The following is a 14871-nucleotide window of genomic DNA, read 5'->3' on the forward strand; positions in this document are numbered from 1 at the left end:
AGGGGCCGCGCGAACAGCGCTCGAGACTCGCGCTTCGCGCATGCGCTTCGAGCGCTGTTCGCGCGGCCGGGCCGCTGCGCCGCTTCGCGGCGGACCCTCCTCGAGGTCGGGTCGTGCGGGGTTGGGAGTGCGGTCATGGCGGACTTGAGTGGTGCCCTGTGGCTGGGAATGCTGTCATGGCGGACTCGAGTGGTGCCACGTGGGCTGGGAGAGACCGCAACGAGATCCACGCCCTCGTCGACAATCTCGCCGCAGCGCTCTGCGGTAGGCGGCCGACTCGGGCCGGTGCCACGTGGGCTGGGAGTGCGGTAGGCGGCCGACTCGGGCGGTGCCACGTGGGCCGGGGAGTGCGGTAGGTGGCGGACTCGAGTGGTGCCACGTGGGCCAGGGAGTGCGGTAGGTGGCGGACTCGGGCGGTGCCACGTGGGCCAGGGAGTGCGGTAGGTGGCGGACTCGAGTGGTGCCACGTGGGCCAGGGAGTGCGGTAGGTGGCGGACTCGGGCGGTGCCACGTGGGCCGGGGAGTGCGGTAGGTGGCGGACTCGAGTGGTGCCACGTGGGCCAGGGAGTGCGGTAGGTGGCGGACTCGGGCGGTGCCACGTGGGCCGGGGAGCGCGGTAGGCGGCCAACTCGGGCGGTGCAGTTCGGGCTGGCGGTGCGGTAGACGGTGGACTGGAGTAGTGCCACGCGGGCCGGGTGTGCGGTAGGTGCGGACTCGAGTAGTGCCGCGCGGGCTGGGTGGCGGACTCGAGTACTGCCACGCGGGCTGGGCGTGCGGTAGGCGGTGGACTCGGGCGGTGCCGCGGGGGCCAGGGAGTGCGATAGGTGGCGGACTCGGGCGGTGCAGTTTGGGGATGGGGGTGCGGTAGTAGGGGCTCTTGTGGTGGGCGGGATTGTGGTGGTGGCCGACTCGCGTGGTGCAGCGTGGCTCGGGATTGTGGCGGGTGAACGGCTCGTATGGAGTCGTGTAGCGGACTGGGAATGTGGGGGCTGGGAATGTGGTTTCGGCGGGTTCGGGGTGGGGTGTTGGCGGTAGGTTGGGGGCAGGCTGACGTCTGGAGGTTGGTGTGCATCTGCGTGGTGTGGTTCTTCCCGGTGATCAGGAGCTCGACCTCTGGGTGGTCGACGGTGCGGTGACATTCGAGCCGGTGGTGGGGGCCGAAACCCTCTGTCGCACAGGGTGGATCGTGCCGGGTCTGGTAGACGCTCACTGTCACGTCGGTATTCGGTACGGCGGCGGTGACGAGACGCACGAGGGTGCGATCGAGCAGGCCGAGACGGAGCGCGACGCGGGCGCCCTGCTGCTGCGTGACGCCGGCTCACCGATCGACACCCGGTTCATCGACGAGCACGCCGAACTGCCGCGCATCATCCGCGCGGGGCGCCACATCGCGCGGCCCAAGCGCTACATCCGTGAACTCGGCATCGAGCTCGACGACGAACGCGACCTGCCCGAGATCGTCGCCGAACAGGCGCGCTTCGGCGACGGATGGGTGAAGATCGTCGGCGACTGGATCGACCGGTCGGTGGGGGACCTGCGCCCACTGTGGAGCGACGACATCCTGAAACAAGCGATCGACGCCGCGCACGCCAACGGCGCCCGCGTGACCGCCCACGTCTTCGGCGAGGACGCCCTGCCCGGCCTCATCAACGCGGGCATCGACTGCCTCGAGCACGGCACCGGCCTCACCGACGACACCATCGAACTGATGCTGGCCAACGGCACCGCACTGGTCCCCACCCTCATCAATATCGACACCTTCCCCGGCATCGCCGACTCGGCGACCAAGTTCCCCGTCTACGCCGCCCACATGCGCGACCTGCACCGCCGCGTCCGCGACACCGTCGGCAAAGCCCACGAGGCGGGCGTCCCGATCTACGCGGGCACCGACGCGGGCGGCTCCATCCGCCACGGCCGCATCGCCGACGAGATCGCCGCCCTCACCGGCGCGGGCCTGTCCCCCCACGACGCCCTCGGCGCCGCCTCCTGGAACGCCCGCACCTGGCTCGGCCGCGAATCCATCACCGAAGGCGCCCCCGCCGACTTCGTCGTCTACGCCGACGACCCCCGCACCACCCCGGCCGCCCTCACCGACCCCCTCTGGGTCGTCCTCCGCGGCATGGTCGTCAAAACCCCCAACCCGGTCACCGACCACCGCTGAACAACACACACCAGGAAGATCGGTAGGGATGACGACGAGCGTCGAGGTTTCGCTGACCCACCCGTTGGGCCCGCTTGCTGTGGACGATTGGCTCGTCGAAGGCCAGCCGACCGATGGAACGCGGCTCGAACTCATCTGGGGCTACCCGGTCGTCAGCCCGCCGCCAGGTGGTGTGCATCGGTACATCGCTGATGAGCTGGTCGGCGCGATGCGGTCTGCCTTGCGGGCGGCCGACCGGGACGATCTGACGGTGCTCCAAGCCGTGCCGATCCGTATCAGCACGCCGCTTCGCATCGCAGTCATCCCGGATGTCATCGTGTCGAGCGGGTCCCCGCGCCATGTGAGCTGTGGGGCAGAGGACGTAATTCTCGCCGTGGAGGTTCGGTCGCGGAACATTTCACGCGAAGAGCGCGACACCAGGATGGCCGCATTTGCCGAGGCAAGGGTGCCCTACCTATGGATCATCGATCTGACAGTCGGCAACCGCGTCGGCTTCGAGGCGCTCGGCCTCGACGAATCGGGCTACCGCCGGAAGGTATACGCCACTGACGGGGAGACGGTTACGGCGCCCGGGCCCGTTCCGGTGACTATCGACACCGCGCAGCTTGCACCGCGGTAGTGCCTCGATCGCAGCGGGCGATTTCAGGTGGGCTCGACCTGTCTGGCACAATGGACCACCGTCCTCCCTGGACAGTGTCAGCCCGTCTCCGGTTACGTACCGCGCGGCGGTCACGCACTTCATGCGCGAAACCGGACCCGCAGACCATGTGGGTCGCCGAATCGCGTGGTGACCAAACTACTGAAAGAGGCAGATCAGCATGGCTGTTCGCATCAAGCTCACCCGTCTGGGCAAGATCCGCAACCCCCAGTACCGCGTCGTCGTCGCCGACGCCCGCACCCGTCGTGACGGCCGTGCCATCGAGTCGGTCGGCAAGTACCACCCGAAGGAAGAGCCCTCGCTGATCGAGATCGATTCCGAGCGCGTGCAGTACTGGCTGTCCGTCGGCGCGCAGCCGACCGAGTCCGTGCAGCGTCTGCTGGAGATCACCGGCGACTGGCAGAAGTTCAAGGGCCTGCCGGGCACCGAGGGCACCCTCAAGGTGAAGGCCGCCAAGCCGTCCAAGCTGGACCTGTTCAACGCCGCGCTGGCCGCCGCCGACAACGAGCCCGTCGCCGAGGCCGTCACCCCGAAGAAGAAGGCCGCCAAGAAGGAAGAGGCTGCCGCCGAGGAGACCCCGGCCACCGAGGCTGCCGAGTAATGACTGCCGTTGTTGCCGACGCCGTCGAACATCTGGTTCGTGGCATCGTCGCCAACCCGGACGACGTCCGCGTCGAGCTGCTCACCGGCCGTCGCGGACGCACCGTCGAGGTGCATGTCCATCCTGAAGACCTGGGCAAGGTGATCGGTCGCGGTGGTCGTACCGCGACCGCGCTGCGCACCCTGGTCGCCGGTATCGGTGGCCGGGGTATCCGGGTCGACGTGGTCGACACCGACGCCTAGATGGAACTCGTCGTAGGTCGGGTCGCCAAGTCGCACGGCGTGCGCGGCGAACTCGTCGTCGAGGTGCGCACCGATGAGCCGGATGCCCGGTTCGCTCCCGGTGCCACCCTGCACGGCCGCATGCCGAAGTCCTCGGCGACCCGTGAGTTCACCGTGAAGTCGGCCCGAGAGCACTCGGGCCGGCTTCTGGTGTTCGTCGACGGCGTCGACGACCGTACCGCCGCCGACGCGCTGCGGGGGCTGCTGTTCGTCGTCGACAGCGAAACCCTGCCCCCGTCCGACGATGACGACGCCTTCTACGACCACGAGCTCGAAGGTCTGCGCGTCGAACTCGAAGACGGCACCGTCGTCGGCAAGGTCACCGAGGTATTGCATTCCGCCGCAGGCGAATTGCTGTCGGTGCGCGCCGAAGACGACGGCCGCGAAATTCTGATTCCCTTTGTCACCGCCATCGTGCCGACCGTGTCGGTCGCCGACGGTCTGGTGGTCATCACCCCGCCCGAGGGCCTGCTCGATCCGGAGTAATTCGTGCAACTCGATGTCGTCACGATCTTCCCGGAATATCTCGAGCCGCTGCGCACAGCGCTGCTCGGCAAGGCCGTCGACAAGGGCTTGATCTCGATCGGTGTGCACGACCTGCGTCACTGGACCCACGATGTGCACAAGTCGGTCGACGATTCGCCCTACGGCGGCGGCCCCGGCATGGTCATGAAACCCACCGTCTGGGGCGACGCGCTCGACGAGGTATGCCCCGACGACGCGCTGCTCGTCGTTCCCACTCCGGCCGGGGTGCCCTTCACCCAGGCCACCGCCCAACGCTGGTCCACCGAAAAGCACCTGGTGTTCGCCTGCGGCCGCTACGAGGGCATCGACCAGCGCGTCTTCGACGACGCCGCCCGCCGCGTGCGCGTGGAAGAGGTGAGCATCGGTGACTACGTGCTCATCGGCGGCGAGGCGGCGGTACTGGTGATGACCGAGGCCGTGGTCCGGCTGATCCCCGGTGTACTCGGCAATCAGCAGTCACACCAAGAGGATTCGTTCTCCGACGGCCTCCTCGAAGGCCCGAGCTACACCCGCCCGGTGTCCTGGCGTGGTCTCGAGGTGCCGCCGATCCTGCTGTCGGGCGATCACGCGAAGATCGCCGCCTGGCGTCGCGAGCAGTCGCTGCAGCGGACCCGCGAGCGCAGGCCCGACCTGCTGCCCGATTAGTTCGCCATCACCCGCGTGGTGATGCAGAACGGATGCCCGGCCGGGTCGAGCAGTACCCGCCAGCGCGGATCCTGTTGTACCGGTGCGGGTGTGGCGCCAACCGCCAGCGCGTGCTGTTCGCACAGATCCAGGTCGGCATCGGCCGCGAGGTCCAGGTACACCGCGGGCGTGCCGGGCCATTGCGGCGGGTAGTAGCCCTCCACGTACTGTGCCGCGATCGTCAGTCCCGACGGTATGCGGATACCGACGCTGTGCTCGTCGTTCCACAGGACGCGGCCGCCGAGCAGCCCCAGGTAGAAACGGGCGAGAGACTCGGGGTCGGCGCAGTCGAGGGAGAGGCCGGCCAGCTGAAAAGGCTCCGTCATCGGATCGACGGTACCGGTCGGATTCCTCGCCGAGATTGTTTTGCGCTAAAGACATTTGGGTATTGCTTAGGGTTGTTCGTTGTGTGATCGTCCAGAACGAGGATTGCTGGTTCCGTCCGGAAACAGGTGCGTGACTCAGGGGAGCAGCCCGTACCGCCGCGCCGTCACCACAGCTTCCTGACGGGTGCTTGCGTCGAGCTTGCTCATCGCGTGCCGCAGATAGCTCTTCACCGTCTCCGCCCCGAGTGAGAGCCGAAGCGCCACTTCCTGATTCGTGCAACCGAGGGCCACCTGGGCGAGCACGTCGATCTCCCGCCGCGACAACCGAGGCGCTTCGTCGGCCGGTGCTCCGGTCATCACGGCGGCCAGTCGTGCCGACACACCCGCCAGCCGGTCACGCAGCGTGGCATCGTCGACGGCGGCCGACATCGCACGCAGTTCGGCGTGGATCTCGCGCAGCTCCTCGGTGGCCGGTGTGGCGGCGACCGGTTCCGCGAGCTCGAGCAACCGCACCCGCCGATCCACCTCGTCGCGCACGGCGATCTCGTTCGCCAGCCGCCTGCCCGCCGCCATGATCACGTCGGCGGCGCGGTCGCCGAGGGGGCTCGCGCCACGGGTGGCCGCGTACAGCACCGCGCGCGGCCGGTCCCCGACCACAACCGGCACGGCGATCACCGAGCGCAGCCCCTCGCCCGAGACGGCCGCGTCGTAGTCGTGGGTGATGGTTGGTGCGCGGCGGTAGTCGGCCACGGCCGCCGGTCTGCGGTATTGCATCGCCTGCCCACCGAGGCCGGAGGTACGCAGCACCGACAGCCCGCGCAGACCGGTGGTGACGGTGCCGACGAACTCGGTGAGCAGCAAGGTGTCCTCGTCGACCGGGCCGCCGAAGACCACGGGCACGTCCGCCCGGCGCGCCACCCAGCGGATCTCGGCACGCAAGGCGTCGCCGTCGCGGGGACGCAACAGGGAGCTCATGGATCACCCCTTTTCGGGGGTAGTGGCGAACGTGAGGTGTGCCACATTCTATGCGAGACCGGCACGGTGTTGAGGAGAACTGCGATGAGTACCGACCTGGACGCGCGGGTACGCGACCTGCTCGCCCGCTACGACGGCCCCGAGGCGTGCGCGGCCGAGTTGCTCTGTGACGGGCATCCGGCCGACGCGATCGCGTTCACGGTCGTCGAGTCCGACCTGACCGCCCGCGACCTGACCTACGGGGAGTTGCGCGAGCGTTCGTCGCGGTTCGCGGCCGCGCTGGCCGGGCTCGGTGTCGGCCCGGGCGACCGGGTGGCCACCCTGATGGCCAAGTCCGCCGACCTGGTGGTGGCGCTGCTGGGAATCTGGCGTCGTGGCGCGGTGCATGTGCTGCTGTTCACCGCCTTCGCGCCCGCTGCCATCGAGTTCCGGCTCGCGGCGAGCAACACGAGGGTTGTCGTCGCCGATGCCGACCAGGCACCGAAACTGCGTGCAAGCGAAGGATTTCCGGCCGGTGACGGCCCGACCACACCGAGTGGGCGGATCGGTGCGGGTGCCGAGCCGCCGCTCGCCGCACCCGACTCGTCGGGATCGGCTGCCGGGCCGACGAGCCCGCCCATCACGATCGTCGCCGGCGAAGCCCTGCCCGGCACCTTGTCTTTCCATGACCTGCTCGACACGCACCGGGCCGACGACCCGCGGGCGGTCCCGGTCGCGGTCGGCGGTGACGGCCTGCTGGTCCAGCTGTTCACCAGCGGCACCACCGGCACACCCAAGGGCGTACCGATTCCGGTGCGCGCGCTGGCCTCCTTCCACGCCTACCAGGAATTCGCCTTGGACATGCGCGGCGACGACGTCTACTGGAACGCGGCCGACCCCGGCTGGGCCTACGGCCTCTACTACGCGATCCTGGCACCGCTGGCCACCGGTGTGCGCAGCCTGCTGCTGCATGCCGGTTTCTCCGCGCCCCTGACCTGGGAGGTGTTGCGCCGCTTCGGTGTCACCAATTTCGCCGCCGCACCGACCGTGTACCGGGCGTTGCGCGCCGACGGGCAGGTTCCCGACGGGGTGGCGTTGCGCCGGGCCTCATCGGCGGGGGAGCCGCTCACGCCCGAGGTCGTTTCCTGGTCCCGTGACGCACTCGGTGTCGCGGTGCGTGACCACTACGGCCAGACCGAGCACGGCATGGTCATCTGCCACGCCTGGCACCCCGACCTCGACGTCGAGGCCCCCACCGGTTCGATGGGCAGACAGTTGCCGGGCTGGGCATGCACGGTGCTCGCCGAGGACACAGACACCGAGGCAGCGCCCGGCGAGGTCGGCCGGGTCGCCATCGACACCGACCACAGCCCGCTGCTGTGGTTCCTCGGCTACCTCGACGACCCCGAACGTACTTCGGCGCGGTTCACCGCAGACGGCCGCTGGTATCTGACCGGCGACGTCGGTGCCCGCGATGCCGACGGATTCTTCCGCTTCAGTGCCCGCGACGACGATGTGATCATCATGGCCGGGTACCGGATCGGGCCGTTCGAGGTAGAAAGCGTGCTGGTGATGCACGCTCAGGTCGCCGAAGCCGCCGTTGTGGGCATGCCCGACGAGCTGCGGGGTGAGGTGCTCGAGGCATTCGTGGTGCCGCGCGAGGGTGTCGACGGCGACGACGAGCTGGTGGCCGAGCTGCAACAGCTGGTGAAGGACGAATTCGCGGCCCACGCCTATCCGCGACGGGTACATTTCGTCGCGAGTCTGCCCAAAACCCCTAGCGGGAAAGTGCAGCGGTTCCTGCTGCGCGGCAAGGAGATCCGGTGATGTCCGAACTCAGCTACGCCAGCGGTCCCGCGAGTACCCCGCTGATCGGCGATACCATCGGCGCGAATCTCGACCGGACCATCGCGGCCGGTCCCGATCAGGAAGCCCTCGTCGACCGGACGACGGGCCGACGCTGGACCTACCGCGAAGTGGGGGCAGCCGTCGACGCTGTCGCGACCGGACTCGCGGCCCGCGGCATCGGGCGCGGCGACCGGGTGGGCATCTGGGCACCGAACTGCGCCGAGTGGTACCTCGTGCAGTACGCGACGGCCAAGCTCGGCGCGATCCTGGTGAACATCAATCCCGCCTACCGCAGCAGCGAACTCGAGTACGTCCTCGGGCAGGCCGGGGTGCGAGCACTGATCGCGGCCGCGGAGTTCAAGTCCTCGAACTACGTGGCGATGATCGAGCAGGTGCGTCCGAATTGCCCTGCGCTGGAGCAGGTCCTGATCCTCGGTACACCCCAGTGGCAGGAAGTGGCCGAGACGGCACCTGACTCGCAGCGCTTGGCCGCCATCGCGGCGACCCTGTCGGCCGACGACCCGATCAACATCCAATACACCTCGGGCACAACAGGTTTCCCCAAGGGCGCGACCCTGAGCCACCACAACATCCTCAACAACGGCTTCTTCGTCGGCGAACTCTGCGGCTACACCAGCGCCGACCGGATCTGCGTGCCGGTTCCTTACTATCACTGCTTCGGCATGGTCATGGGCAACCTCGCGGCCACCTCACACGGTGCGGCGGTGGTGATTCCGGCGCCGTCCTTCGATCCGGCCGCCACGCTGGCCGCTGTGGCCGCCGAACGATGCACCTCGCTCTACGGTGTGCCGACCATGTTCATCGCCATGCTCGCCGAGCTCGACAACGGTGCGTCCCACGATCTTTCGAGCCTGCGCACCGGCATCATGGCCGGTTCACCGTGTCCGGTGGAGGTGATGAAGCGGGTGATCGACCGAATGGGGATGGCCGAGGTATCGATCTGTTACGGGATGACCGAGACCAGCCCGGTGTCCACCCAGACCCGGCGCGACGACAGCATCGAACGCCGCACCGCCACCGTCGGCCGCGTCGGACCGCACCTCGAGGTGAAGGTGGTCGACCCCGACACCGGTCGCACGGTGTCGCGCGGCGAACCCGGCGAGCTGTGCACCCGCGGGTACTCGGTGATGCTGGGCTACTGGGACCAGCCCGACAAGACCGCGGAGGTGATCGACGCCGCCCGCTGGATGCACACCGGCGACATCGGCGTGATGGACGACGACGGCTATCTCTCGGTCACCGGCCGGATCAAGGACATGGTGATCCGCGGCGGCGAGAACATCTACCCCCGCGAGATCGAGGAATTCCTCTACACCCACCCCGACATCGTCGATGCCCAGGTGATCGGCGTCCCCGACGAGAAATACGGTGAGGAGCTGATGGTCTGGCTCCGTGTGCGCGAGGGCGCCGCCCCGCTCGACGCGGCCGCGATCCGCGACTTCTGCACTGGTCGCCTCGCCCACTACAAGATCCCGCGCTATGTGCACGTGGTCGACGAGTTCCCGATGACGGTCACCGGCAAGATCCGCAAGGCCGAGATGCGGGAGCTGGCCCTCGACCTCCTCCGCTGAGATCCGTCGCGGGCACGGCTGCGGTTTGCTACCGTGCTCGCGACGGGCGGGCGCTCGATGCCCGCCACCGAATATGCTGGGGGACAGGGTGATCCGTCGCGTATCGATGGTCATGACAGTGATGTGCGCGCTGGTGGCGGCGAGCGGAGCCACGGTCGAGGCAGGGCCGGGAGTCACTGTGCTGCCGCGCCCCGGCGGTGAAATGCCGGTGGGAACGACGACGCTGCATCTGGTCGACGCCGCCAGACCGGACCCGTTCGAAGCAGGCCGGACACGGGAACTGATGGTTTCGGTCTTCTACCCGGCCACCGACGTCGACCGTTACCCGCGGGCACATTACGCGTCGACCGAGTTGATCCCCGGGCTCGAGAAGACGCTGGGTATCGAACTTCCCGGCGTACTGACCCATGCCCATCGTGACGCGCCCGCCCGCGCCGGAACGACCTACCCGGTGGTGCTGTACACGCCCGGCGCCGGTGTTTCGCGTGTCCTCGGCACCGGCTTGGCCGAAGACCTTGCCTCGCGTGGCTACGTGGTTGTGACCGTCGACCACACCTATGAGACGGGACCGGCCGTCGAGTTCCCCGGCGGGCGCATTGTCTTACCCACACCCGCACCGAACGGTTTCGATACGACTATCCGCGAAAAGTACATTGCGGCAAGGCTGCTCGACTTCCGGTTCGTCCTCGACTCGCTGACCCGGCTGTCGAGTGGTGAGAATCCGGATTCCGAGCAGGACGCGCTACCCATCGATCTGGGGCTGGTACTCGATATGGAGCGGGTCGGTGCCGTCGGCCATTCCTCGGGTGGCTACACCGCGGTCGAAGCCATGCACACCGACCGCCGCATCGACGCGGCGGTCGACATGGACGGCCAGATCGGTGTCGACGAAGCATTCGGTCGCGCCGTCACCGAGGGCGTCGACAGGCCGACACTCGTGCTGACCAGCGCCCAGATCGAGCAGGTCGGTGACGGGAACCCGTCGTTCGACGCGTTCTGGGGTAAGGCCACCGGCTGGAAACGCCATCTGGCGATTGCGGATTCGGCGCACTACGACTTCACCGACATGCCCGCGTTCGTCCCCGCCCCTGCCAAGCCCGCTGCCGCGCAGTACATCGGCACCATCGATACCGAACGGATGGCGACGCTGGTGCGTTCCTACGTGGCCGCCATGTTCGACAAATTCCTGCGCGAGCGCACCGACACACTCCTGGATCGCCCGATCACCGAACCCGAGCTCACGACGGTGCGCTGACCTGGGATCGAGCCGGGTGTCGGCGGGGAGCTGTAGTCTCTGCGGCTGTGACGACAGCGCCCGAGATCGCCCGTTCGACGTCGAACGGCACTCCGACCGACAGCACGACCATCCTGGCCAGCGTGGGCAGGCGGATCGCCGACGAATTGGGGGTGCGCGAGACGCAGGTCCGCGCCGCCGTCGAACTGCTCGACGGTGGTTCGACGGTCCCGTTCATCGCGCGCTACCGCAAGGAGGTCACCGGTGGCCTCGACGATGCCCAGTTGCGTCAGCTCGAAGAACGGCTCGGCTACCTGCGCGAGCTCGACGAGCGACGCGGCGCCATCATCGAATCCATCCGCGGCCAGGGCAAACTCGATCCGGCCCTGCACGAGCAGATCATGCTCGCCGAGACCAAGGCCCGCCTCGAAGACATCTACCTGCCCTACAAGCCCAAGCGCCGCACCAAGGCCCAGATCGCGCGCGAGGCCGGCCACGAACCCGTGGCCGACGCGCTCATCACCGACCCGACCACCGACCCCGCGAACTACACCGCCGAGCAACTCGACGGCGCCCGCGCGATCCTGGTGGAACGCTTCGCCGAAGACGCCGACTTGGTCGGTGAGCTGCGCGAGATGATGTGGAACCGGGGCCAGGTCACCTCGACGGTTCGTGCGGGCAAAGAAGAGGCGGGCGCCAAGTTCGCCGACTATTTCGAGTTCAGCGAACCGTTCCACAAGCTGCCCTCGCACCGAATCCTCGCGCTGCTGCGCGGGGAGAAGGAAGAGGTGCTCACCCTGCACCTCGAACCCGACACCGAAGAACCCGAACCCGGAACGCGCACCATCTACGAGGGCCGCATCGCCAAGGCCTTCGGCATCGCCGACCAGGGCCGCCCCGCCGACACCTGGCTGCTCGACACCGTGCGCTGGGCATGGCGAACCAAACTGCAGGTGAGTCTCGGTATCGATACCAGGATGCGGTTGCGTCAGGCCGCCGAGAAGGACGCCGTCGACGTCTTCGCCGCCAACCTGCGCGACCTGCTGCTCGCCGCGCCCGCGGGCACCCGCACCACGATGGGCCTGGACCCCGGCTACCGCACCGGTGTGAAAGTCGCCGTCGTCGACGCGACCGGTAAGGCCGTCGCGACCGAGGTCATCTACCCGCACAAGCCGCAGGGCCAGACCGAGAAGTCCCTCGCCGTGCTCGCCGCGCTGGTCGCCCGATTCAACGTCGAGCTCATCGCGATCGGCAACGGCACCGCCTCCCGTGAAACCGATGCCCTTGCCACCGAACTGATTTCGCGCATCCCCGAGAACAAGCCGACCAAGATCGTGGTCTCGGAAGCGGGCGCGTCGGTGTACTCCGCGTCGGCCTATGCCTCGGCGGAACTGCCCGACATGGACGTGTCGCTGCGCGGTGCGGTGTCGATCGCGCGCCGCCTGCAGGACCCGCTCGCCGAGCTGGTGAAGATCGATCCCAAGTCGATCGGTGTCGGCCAGTACCAGCACGACGTGTCCGAAACACTGCTGGCGCGCTCGCTGGGCGCCGTCGTCGAGGACGCGGTGAACGCGGTCGGTGTCGACGTGAACACCGCCTCGGTGCCGCTGCTGGCCCGCGTCTCCGGCGTGTCCGGCTCGGTCGCGGAAAGCATTGTGGCCCACCGTGATCAGAACGGCCCGTTCCGCAGCCGCACCGCGTTGCTCGAGGTGCCGCGACTGGGGCCCAAGGCTTTCGAGCAGTGCGCGGGCTTCCTGCGGATCCGCGGGGGTGAGGACCCGCTCGACACCTCCGCGGTGCACCCCGAGGCATACCCGGTGGTCCGCCGGATTCTCGAGCGAACCGGTAAGCCGATCGCCGAGGTCATCGGCAACACCTCGGTGCTGCGCTCGCTGGAGCCGGTCGAGTTCACCGACGAGAAGTTCGGTGTGCCCACCGTCAGCGACATCATCGCCGAGCTCGAGAAGCCGGGCCGCGACCCGCGCCCGGAGTTCAAGACCGCCGAATTCGCCGCCGGGATCGAGAAGGTCGCCGACCTGAAGCCGGGCATGGTGCTCGAGGGCGTCGTCACCAACGTGGCCGCGTTCGGCGCGTTCGTCGATGTGGGTGTGCACCAGGACGGCCTCGTACACGTCTCGGCGCTGTCGCACACCTTCGTCAAGGACCCGCGCGAAGTGGTCAAGTCCGGTGACGTGGTGAAGGTGAAGGTGCTCGAGGTCGACGTCGCGCGCCAGCGGATCGGGCTCACCCTTCGGCTGGATGACGAACCGGGCAAGCCCGCCACGGGGGACAATCGTGGGGGCGGTGCGCCGCGCGGCCAGGGTAGTCGTCCCCAGGGCGGTCGTGGTCAGGGCGGCGGCCGCGCGCAGGGCCGTGGTCAGGCGCAACCGCGCGGCGGCAATCAGCGCAAGCCGGCTGCCGAACCGACCGGTTCGATGGCCGAGGCGCTGCGCAGGGCCGGTTTCGGCAAGTAGGTCGACGACAGGGCGGGCGGCATGCGACGGTGGCTCGAAGACGATGTGATCGCGCACGGCCGCCTGCCCCTGCTCTGTTTCCTGCTGGGGTTCATCCTCGGTTTCGTGGTGATCCGCGTCAGCGTGCGCTTGATCCGCGCGCAGGTGAAGTGGTGGCCGGGCAACCTCAAGGCCGGTGACACCCACATCCACCACATGGTGTTCGGCGTCATCACGGTGCTGCTGTCGGGCATCGGCCTGATCGCCACGGCCGAGGACTCCACCCAGGTCACCTCGAGCGTGCTCGCCGCCTTCTTCGGCATCGGCGCGGCGCTGGTGCTCGACGAGTTCGCGCTGATCTTCTACCTGCGCGATGTGTACTGGGAGGAGCAGGGCCGCACCTCGGTGGACGCGGTGTTCGTCGCGCTGGCCGTGACGGGGCTGCTGCTGCTCGGGGTGCAGCCGGCGACCTTCCTCGACTACGACGATTTCCGGGAGTCGGCAGGTGTCGGGGTGCGCGTCGGGATCGTCGTCACCGTGGCGATCAACCTCGTCCTTGCCGCCATGGTGATCGCCAAGGGCAAGATCTGGACCGGGTTGTTCGGCATGTTCTTCACCCCGCTGCTGCTGGTCGGTGCGATCCGGCTGAGCCGCCCGGGAGCGCCGTGGGCGCGGTGGCGCTACGGGCACCGACCCAAGACGATGTCGCGCGCGATCGCCCGGGAGCGGCGCTACCGTCGTCCCGTGATCCGGGCCAAGATCTTCATCCAGGATCTGATCGCCGGGAAGCCCGACGTCGAACACGCACGCACCGCCGCCGAGGTCGAGTTGCGGCGCAAGGTCGTCGCGGCCCCGCCCGCGCCACCACCGCACCCGCATCTGCTGCCGCGTCGACGGGCCGAAGCCGGTTCCGGCAAGCCCGCCGACGAGTGACCGGCGCCGCCCGATTTCAGTCGTGACCACCCTGTCTGGCACAATGAACCGGTTGCCTTGGGCGAGTCATGTCCGGGAGCACCCCTGTACTGAGCACGAACCGGTCGAGCGCGAGCCGCCAGGTTCCTCTGTTCGCGCGAAGAATCCGAAAAGGTGGAAAATGAACACCCTTGATTTCGTCGACGAGAAGTCGCTGCGTAGCGATGTCCCCGACTTCCGTCCCGGTGACACCCTGAACGTGCACGTGAAGGTCATCGAAGGCTCGAAGGAGCGCATCCAGGTCTTCAAGGGCGTCGTGATCCGGCGTCAGGGCGGCGGCATCGGCGAGACCTTCACGGTCCGCAAGGTGTCCTTCGGTGTGGGTGTCGAGCGCACCTTCCCCGTGCACAGCCCCAACATCGACCACATCGATGTCGTGACCCGTGGTGACGTGCGTCGCGCCAAGCTGTACTACCTGCGCGACCTGCGCGGCAAGGCCGCCAAGATCAAGGAAAAGCGCTGATCTTCCGGTAGCTCTTTCCGGCACAGAATCTTTGACAGTAGCCCGGCGGCCCCCCGCACCGGGGGGGGCCCGGCGGAGCTGGTCGGGGGGGGCCCCGCCAAATGGGGGGGGGGGGGGTG

General features: G+C 68.3%; 14 protein-coding genes. 12 read left to right on the plus strand and 2 right to left on the minus strand.

Annotation, left to right across the window (positions count from 1 at the left end; translation table 11 throughout):
* Positions 1-1066 precede the first annotated feature (1066 nt).
* The 6 genes from LDL21_RS13500 to trmD all read left to right on the plus strand — a co-directional run bounded on the left by LDL21_RS13500 (position 1067) and on the right by trmD (position 4871).
* Positions 1067-2161, plus strand: coding sequence for a metal-dependent hydrolase family protein (locus LDL21_RS13500; protein WP_225280358.1), 1095 nt, complete (start codon positions 1067-1069; stop codon positions 2159-2161).
* A gap of 28 nt (positions 2162-2189) precedes the next feature.
* A complete protein-coding gene (locus LDL21_RS13505; protein WP_225280359.1) occupies positions 2190-2780 on the plus strand; it encodes a Uma2 family endonuclease in 591 nt (196 codons plus the stop codon).
* A 199-nt stretch (positions 2781-2979) separates the two neighbouring features.
* Positions 2980-3420: a 30S ribosomal protein S16 gene (gene rpsP / locus LDL21_RS13510; protein WP_181696808.1), complete on the plus strand. Its 441-nt coding sequence runs from the start codon at positions 2980-2982 to the stop codon at positions 3418-3420.
* Positions 3420-3662: an RNA-binding protein gene (locus tag LDL21_RS13515; protein ID WP_056811833.1), complete on the plus strand. Its 243-nt coding sequence runs from the start codon at positions 3420-3422 to the stop codon at positions 3660-3662. Before rpsP ends, LDL21_RS13515 begins: the two co-directional genes overlap by 1 nt.
* Positions 3663-4187 carry a ribosome maturation factor RimM gene (gene rimM / locus LDL21_RS13520; RefSeq protein WP_181696809.1) on the plus strand — a complete coding sequence of 175 codons (525 nt, stop codon included), beginning with the start codon at positions 3663-3665 and terminating at the stop codon, positions 4185-4187.
* A 3-nt stretch (positions 4188-4190) separates the two neighbouring features.
* Positions 4191-4871 (plus strand): tRNA (guanosine(37)-N1)-methyltransferase TrmD, encoded by a 681-nt coding sequence (gene trmD / locus LDL21_RS13525; protein ID WP_225280360.1) that lies wholly within the window; start codon positions 4191-4193, stop codon positions 4869-4871.
* Here the strand turns inward: trmD and LDL21_RS13530 are convergent.
* A complete protein-coding gene (locus tag LDL21_RS13530; RefSeq protein ID WP_067496209.1) occupies positions 4868-5236 on the minus strand; it encodes a VOC family protein in 369 nt (122 codons plus the stop codon). The two genes, trmD and LDL21_RS13530, sit on opposite strands and share 4 nt — an antisense overlap.
* Before the next feature lie 135 nt (positions 5237-5371).
* A complete protein-coding gene (locus LDL21_RS13535; RefSeq protein WP_225280361.1) occupies positions 5372-6211 on the minus strand; it encodes a helix-turn-helix transcriptional regulator in 840 nt (279 codons plus the stop codon).
* Positions 6212-6295: 84 nt separating this feature from the next.
* Between LDL21_RS13535 and LDL21_RS13540 the strand changes: the two genes are divergently transcribed.
* The 6 genes from LDL21_RS13540 to rplS all read left to right on the plus strand — a co-directional run bounded on the left by LDL21_RS13540 (position 6296) and on the right by rplS (position 14752).
* Positions 6296-8017 (plus strand): AMP-binding protein, encoded by a 1722-nt coding sequence (locus tag LDL21_RS13540; protein ID WP_225280362.1) that lies wholly within the window; start codon positions 6296-6298, stop codon positions 8015-8017.
* Positions 8017-9630 (plus strand): AMP-binding protein, encoded by a 1614-nt coding sequence (locus LDL21_RS13545; protein WP_225280363.1) that lies wholly within the window; start codon positions 8017-8019, stop codon positions 9628-9630. Before LDL21_RS13540 ends, LDL21_RS13545 begins: the two co-directional genes overlap by 1 nt.
* A gap of 88 nt (positions 9631-9718) precedes the next feature.
* Complete coding sequence (locus LDL21_RS13550; protein WP_225280364.1) at positions 9719-10885, plus strand: alpha/beta hydrolase family protein; 1167 nt, start codon at positions 9719-9721, stop codon at positions 10883-10885.
* A gap of 47 nt (positions 10886-10932) precedes the next feature.
* Complete coding sequence (locus LDL21_RS13555) at positions 10933-13338, plus strand: Tex family protein (protein ID WP_372462178.1); 2406 nt, start codon at positions 10933-10935, stop codon at positions 13336-13338.
* A 21-nt stretch (positions 13339-13359) separates the two neighbouring features.
* The gene (locus LDL21_RS13560; protein WP_181696815.1) at positions 13360-14250 is read left to right on the plus strand and encodes a hypothetical protein; all 891 of its coding nucleotides are present in this window, start codon (positions 13360-13362) and stop codon (positions 14248-14250) included.
* 160 nt (positions 14251-14410) lie between these two features.
* Positions 14411-14752, plus strand: a complete 342-nt coding sequence (gene rplS / locus LDL21_RS13565; RefSeq protein ID WP_019048201.1) for a 50S ribosomal protein L19 — start codon at positions 14411-14413, stop codon at positions 14750-14752.
* The last annotated feature ends 119 nt before the right edge of the window (positions 14753-14871 follow it).

This window comes from Nocardia rosealba, assembly GCF_020216065.1.
GTDB classification, from domain to species: Bacteria; Actinomycetota; Actinomycetes; order Mycobacteriales; family Mycobacteriaceae; genus Nocardia; species Nocardia rosealba.

Coding starts and splice junctions, on each gene's coding strand:
- LDL21_RS13505 (WP_225280359.1), top strand. CDS start 2,190: ATGACGACGAGCGTCGAGGTTTCGCTGACCCACCCGTTGGGCCCGCTT.
- rpsP (WP_181696808.1), top strand. CDS start 2,980: ATGGCTGTTCGCATCAAGCTCACCCGTCTGGGCAAGATCCGCAACCCC.
- LDL21_RS13515 (WP_056811833.1), top strand. CDS start 3,420: ATGACTGCCGTTGTTGCCGACGCCGTCGAACATCTGGTTCGTGGCATC.
- rimM (WP_181696809.1), top strand. CDS start 3,663: ATGGAACTCGTCGTAGGTCGGGTCGCCAAGTCGCACGGCGTGCGCGGC.
- LDL21_RS13530 (WP_067496209.1), bottom strand. CDS start 5,236: ATGACGGAGCCTTTTCAGCTGGCCGGCCTCTCCCTCGACTGCGCCGAC.
- LDL21_RS13535 (WP_225280361.1), bottom strand. CDS start 6,211: ATGAGCTCCCTGTTGCGTCCCCGCGACGGCGACGCCTTGCGTGCCGAG.
- LDL21_RS13540 (WP_225280362.1), top strand. CDS start 6,296: ATGAGTACCGACCTGGACGCGCGGGTACGCGACCTGCTCGCCCGCTAC.
- LDL21_RS13545 (WP_225280363.1), top strand. CDS start 8,017: ATGTCCGAACTCAGCTACGCCAGCGGTCCCGCGAGTACCCCGCTGATC.
- LDL21_RS13560 (WP_181696815.1), top strand. CDS start 13,360: ATGCGACGGTGGCTCGAAGACGATGTGATCGCGCACGGCCGCCTGCCC.
- rplS (WP_019048201.1), top strand. CDS start 14,411: ATGAACACCCTTGATTTCGTCGACGAGAAGTCGCTGCGTAGCGATGTC.